The organism is Streptomyces sp. SolWspMP-5a-2, from assembly GCF_900091845.1.
Lineage (GTDB): Bacteria > Actinomycetota > Actinomycetes > Streptomycetales > Streptomycetaceae > Streptomyces > Streptomyces doudnae.
In genome coordinates, this window is record NZ_FMCI01000010.1 from 1 (window position 1) to 4,891 (window position 4,891).

Sequence of the window (4,891 nt, forward strand, 5' to 3'; positions counted from 1 at the left end):
TTGTGTTAACCGTTGTTATCGGTGCGGGCCAGGAGATCGCCACAGCTGCTGCCGTTGCCGCCCGTACCGGTACACGACAGGGGGTGGGCCCCTTCGGGCAGTCCCCCGACGGCCGGTCGCCGAACGCCCCCGGCCCGCCTGCGGATTCCGCCTCCCCGCAGCATGAAAGCGCCCTTCAAGGCCGGCCTGCCGCGGCGCCGCCAACTCCGCAGTCAGGCAACCCAGATGCCGCTGCGGGATCCCCGTAAAGAGCTGATGTGCCATGTTGCAGCGGCGGCTCCAGACATACCCACAGCTCATCCGGTCCGATCCATAGCAATATATGCACAGCGGAACAAACGCTTAAATTCTGCCCTGGATGCGATAGATGGTAACTATCTACCTCATTCTTTCAGTCGCCGCTAGTCCCCAATTTGGTGGCATTCACCGACATGCAGATACGCCTGCCTATGATTCTGTAGTAACATCCACCAGTTGACCGTCCAAGCGATCCGTCGAATTCAAACATTCAAGAGAGTTGTTCAGCTTTGAGCATAGGGCTACTGGCGGAGTTTCATAAATTGCCAATCCGCGTCTTCGATCCCCGGAGGGCCGAAGAGAATTTGATTTGCCCTAATGAAGTGGCATGGAGACTCGAAGCGGAAATCATCCCCTGGGACGACCTATCGGCAGAGGAAGTATGGGAGGCATTTATCAGGTATGTGGACGTGAGTAAAGTTTATGCACTCTCCTTGGGGTACGGATTCTATTTCCCTGACGACCTTCGCGGTATAGGTCCAGATGGGGTGGCTGAACTGCTCTCAGGGCACGCAGATCGACTCCCTAATCTACGGGCACTCTATCTTGCGGATGTGGAACCTGCCCTCGCAGAGCTGTCGTGGATAGAGCAAGGTAACATCAGCCCGATCCTGTCAGCCTTTCCTCGATTGCAGGAGTTGGGCGTAAGGGGTGCGGCCGGCTTGGAGGCGATCGATAACCGTGGTGGCTCTAGCCTTAAAATAACCCCGATTCGCCATGACGGTCTCAAGGTACTTCGCCTGGAAAACGGAGGGATGCCGCGCGAGGTGCTAGATGGCCTCTTTCGGTGCGAATTTCCTAATTTGAATTATCTTGATCTATGGATGGGGAGCGAGTTTTACGGCCGCACCGCCACGGAAGTCGACCTCGAGCCCTTGCTGAACGGGACAGCCTTCCCTTCTTTGCGTCACATGGGAATATTGAATTCAGACAAGCAGGATGATATCGCTAAAGCGGTTTCAAGCTCTGCTGTAGTTGCCCGCCTGGATTCACTTGGCCTAGGTCTCGGAAATTTGAGTGATGAAGGCGCATTTTCACTGTTGTCCGGCCAGCCCTTGGCTCACCTCCGGGAAATAGATTTGCGTCACCACTTCCTCTCCGCTTCGATGATGTGCCGCTTGAGGGAGGCCCTTGAGCCTTTTGGTGTAAGTGTGAATCTTGATGAACGGCAGAGCGAAGATCCCAAGTGGCCAGGCAGGTATATAAGCGCTAGTGAGTAAAACTTCTTCGCCGATTAATTCGAACTCGAAGGGTACTATTCGAGGCTGTAGCGGGCATGTGGGCCGCCGCAGTAGCCGCAGGGTGTGCGGCTGGCTTTGACGGCGGTGGAAGAAACGGCGGGTCCCGGCGGCGAGCTGATTCAGGCCGCGGTACGGCTGTGTATGGGCAGGCTCCGTCTGATGTCGGCGTTGACCAGCTCGTCGGGGTCAGCTCGGGCGGAGTAGGAGGTGCGGATGCAGAAGAGGTGCTCAGGCGCCGGGTGATCGGTCTGGAGCAGTATCGGGAGGGGTTGGCTGAGGAGGAAGCGCCTGCGGTGGTGGCTGTCGGAATGTTGCGGAGGAAGCCGGTCGGGCCGCGACGTGCGGTGCCGCACCGGGAGAGCGCGGTCGGTGCCGAGGATCTGTCGGCGGACTACCAAGCGTTGATGGCCGCCGTCCTGGAGGCGGGAGCCGATGGGCTGGGTGCCCGGCGGGTAGCGGTGGTGCCGGGCTGGGACGGCGCGTCCGTCTCCCGCGTCGAAGGAGCACGGGCCTGGCTGAAACGGCTGGTGGAACGGGGCTGGCTGGTCGAGACGAAGCCGGGCAGATTCATGCTGTCTGTGCTGGGGCAGGGCGCTGCCGATGGTGGGCGGCCAGGTGGCGGCTCATGAGGGTGGTCATCGACCACCGGATGACGGCTTTGCTGGTGTTGATGCGCCGGGTGCGCTCAAGGCTTGAACCAGCTTCTCCAGAGGCTCGCCGACCGCAGCGACACCGCAGGAACCCCGTCCCGGTGGCCATGGAGACCTCGCACGGTCTGCTGGTCGCCGCACTTGCGTGAGACCGTCCGCCCTGTGTATGCGATCAACCTCATGGCCACGGCCCGCTGCTGCGATCGCCGGACCGTCGCGCGCAAGAAGTCGGACCATCTGGACGCCCTGGTGCTGGCGAACATTCTTCCTGGTCGCTGTGGGCCACCGACGCGGAGGGATCTTCCACCTGATCGCCCACGTTCTCCTCTGCCGCGGCACCGACCGCGCAGCAGACCGCCAAGCTCACCTGTGTTCAGCTGCGAACCCTGCTGACCACTTCGCATCACTCATTCCCGAGTCGTAGCGAGAAAGTCACACCTACGAGTGGCCGGAATGGACTCGGTAACCGCGACCACGCGAGGCTTTGGTAACACGGACACGCGCACCAGAACCCAGTTGATCCAGGGCATCCGAGCCCTCGGTGAACGCGCCGACGCCGAGCCCAATCATTGGCCGGCTCATCCTGCAGTGTGTCACCAGTAGCTCGAGCCAGATCGGCGACATCGCCCGCGTCGTCCTAGTCCTCAATGGAATCTGGAAATGAACACTACGGAGAAAACGTCATTGATTGTTCCAAATCCGGCTCCTCTCTTGCCTGGGGTTGTGGCGATTACCCATGGAAGTCGGTCGCCATCCAGGCCGCGTCGAAGTTGCGGGCGGTGAGATCGTCTCGTGCGGCTCCGTAGAAAACTGTGGTGTAGTCAGTTTCGAAGTCCTCGCCGACCTCGTTCTCCTGTAGGAAGAACTCGGCCAGCAGTTCCTCATGCTCTCCTATGGGCACACCGAGACCTCCGGTGTTCGAAACGCCGAAGCCGCCGAGGATCAGCAAGCTGTTCGGGCCCTCAAGCTCCCACACGATCTCTTCGAAGAGGTCTTCGTCGTCCCGCTGGCCGTCTTCCAGGTAGCGCGGACTGCGGTAGGCGGACTCTGGCATACTCCAGTCCGGGACACCATGGAGGGGAGTGCGGGCGTACTCCGAGACACCGTCACCGGGCGGCTCTGCCTCGGTGAGCGCCACGCCTGTCGGTGCATAAATCACGCGCCCCGCACCGGAAGCTAAACCCGGCACAGCCATGAACACCAATGTGCCCTCCGCCGGAAGATCGAGGTCAGTAGCCCCCTTCGGGATGGAAGCGAGGTCGAGCGAAGCCAGGTGAGCGTGGCCCGCAGGCCATGCGACCGACTTCGGCAGTGCCGGCCTACCGCCGAAATACCCGACGACTGGGCCCTCCCCGTCGGTTCTCAGGCAGAGGCAGGGGCGCGCGATTCCCACCCAGTATTCGATTGATTTATCCGGCATATTGCACTCACCGGCACGCTTCCGGAACTCTTCAAGCATATTCATGAGTGCCATGATTTCAAGGCCGCACGAGCTCGAGACCTGAACATTCAAATCGTGATTGATCTGAAATCAATCGCATTCCTTCGAGTGGAAGCTGGATCAAAATCGTTCGACTGGAGACCGTGTGGATACTTTCGTCCTGCTTGACAGCGGATCCGGCTATTACGCAGATGAAAGGATGAATCGCAGGAATATGCCGCCTTTCCGCCACCCGCCGTCCTGACATCTGAACCCGTCGGCCGTGCTCGGCGCGCGCGGCGGATGCCTTCGGCGGAATCCGGCTCGTCGTACCGCCGATCACAGAGCCGGTCCGAGGGGCCCCGGCCGGCAGTAACACGTTGCGCAAGCCGACGGACCACGCCGGGACCACCCCCGCCATCGAGCCGCATCAACTGCTTTTCCTTGGTCGGCTTGGGTGTGACTGCGTGCCACAGCAGACGAAGATCCTCCTCATCTCGCACTCGGCACAGAGGCTCGGGTTCTCCTAGGTGCACAGCCAGGCGCCTGATGTGAGCTTCTCCGGTCGGGCGCCTTGCTTGCGGGATGGCGGCATCGAGACCGGTGCGTGAGCCCCTCCCTGCATCGGACACAGTCGTTTCGACCCTGTCCTGCTCTTCCGGACCCGCCACGGGCCGGCATCCGCCTCGGTGACCCACAGGCTTCGCCCTCTGACTGCCACGGTCGCCCTTGGGACACGGTGGACGCCGCAGCGGACCTCAGCGGAGGCGACTGAGGAGGGCACTTCGGGCCTTCGTGGTGAAGGCGATCGCCTCGATCCGGCAGGGCTTGCTGATGCGGCTGCTGATCCAGGCGCGGTCCGTGCGTGCTTCCGGCGCTGCTGCGATCCCACAGCCATAGCAGCGGAGTGAGCGGGATGTCCTTGTCCGTGGCCTTCGTCACCCTGCAGGTGATACCCCAGCAGGGGCAGCGGCGGTTGCCGCGCAGGAGTTCGGAGACGTAGGTCTTGAAGTAGACCGACAGCACGACGAGTTCGTCGAGGGCCAGCCCGGTCGCGTTGTGATGGTCGGGTCGCCCCGGGGTGCGATTAGCTCGGCGCCCCGACCATTAGTTGAGTCGGGGCGCGGACGGGCGCCAGCCATGTCGGGTGTACCGGGCGTGCCGCGTCACTGATCGGCTTGGACGGTACTCCGGGCCAGCTTACAACGCCTAACATAATGAGTCGAGTTGTCGGTGGGTGATCAGGCAGCAGGCGAGTTTGAGGAACGCTTCGTGTATGTCCT

General features: G+C 61.5%; 3 protein-coding genes and 1 pseudogene. 3 read left to right on the forward strand and 1 reads right to left on the reverse strand.

Annotation, left to right across the window (positions count from 1 at the left end; all coding sequences use genetic code 11):
• The first annotated feature begins 620 nt into the window (after window positions 1-620).
• The 3 genes and pseudogenes from GA0115242_RS00610 to GA0115242_RS42405 all read left to right on the forward strand — a co-directional run.
• A complete protein-coding gene (locus GA0115242_RS00610) occupies window positions 621-1,517 on the forward strand; it encodes an STM4015 family protein (protein WP_256089320.1) in 897 nt (298 codons plus the stop codon).
• A 158-nt stretch (window positions 1,518-1,675) separates the two neighbouring features.
• The gene (locus GA0115242_RS00615) at window positions 1,676-2,167 is read left to right on the forward strand and encodes a hypothetical protein (RefSeq protein WP_370672244.1); all 492 of its coding nucleotides are present in this window, start codon (window positions 1,676-1,678) and stop codon (window positions 2,165-2,167) included.
• Between the two features lie 60 nt (window positions 2,168-2,227).
• Window positions 2,228-2,500: pseudogene (locus GA0115242_RS42405) on the forward strand (transposase); the annotation flags it as partial.
• A 418-nt stretch (window positions 2,501-2,918) separates the two neighbouring features.
• On the opposite strand, the gene GA0115242_RS40170 reads toward GA0115242_RS42405, so the two are convergent.
• Window positions 2,919-3,653, reverse strand: coding sequence for a DUF1963 domain-containing protein (locus GA0115242_RS40170; RefSeq protein WP_141721437.1), 735 nt, complete (start codon window positions 3,651-3,653; stop codon window positions 2,919-2,921).
• Between the last annotated feature and the right edge of the window lie 1,238 nt (window positions 3,654-4,891).

Excerpts from the sequence above, each read along its gene's own strand:
- GA0115242_RS40170 (WP_141721437.1), bottom strand. The coding sequence starts at position 3,653 with ATGAATATGCTTGAAGAGTTCCGGAAGCGTGCCGGTGAGTGCAATATG.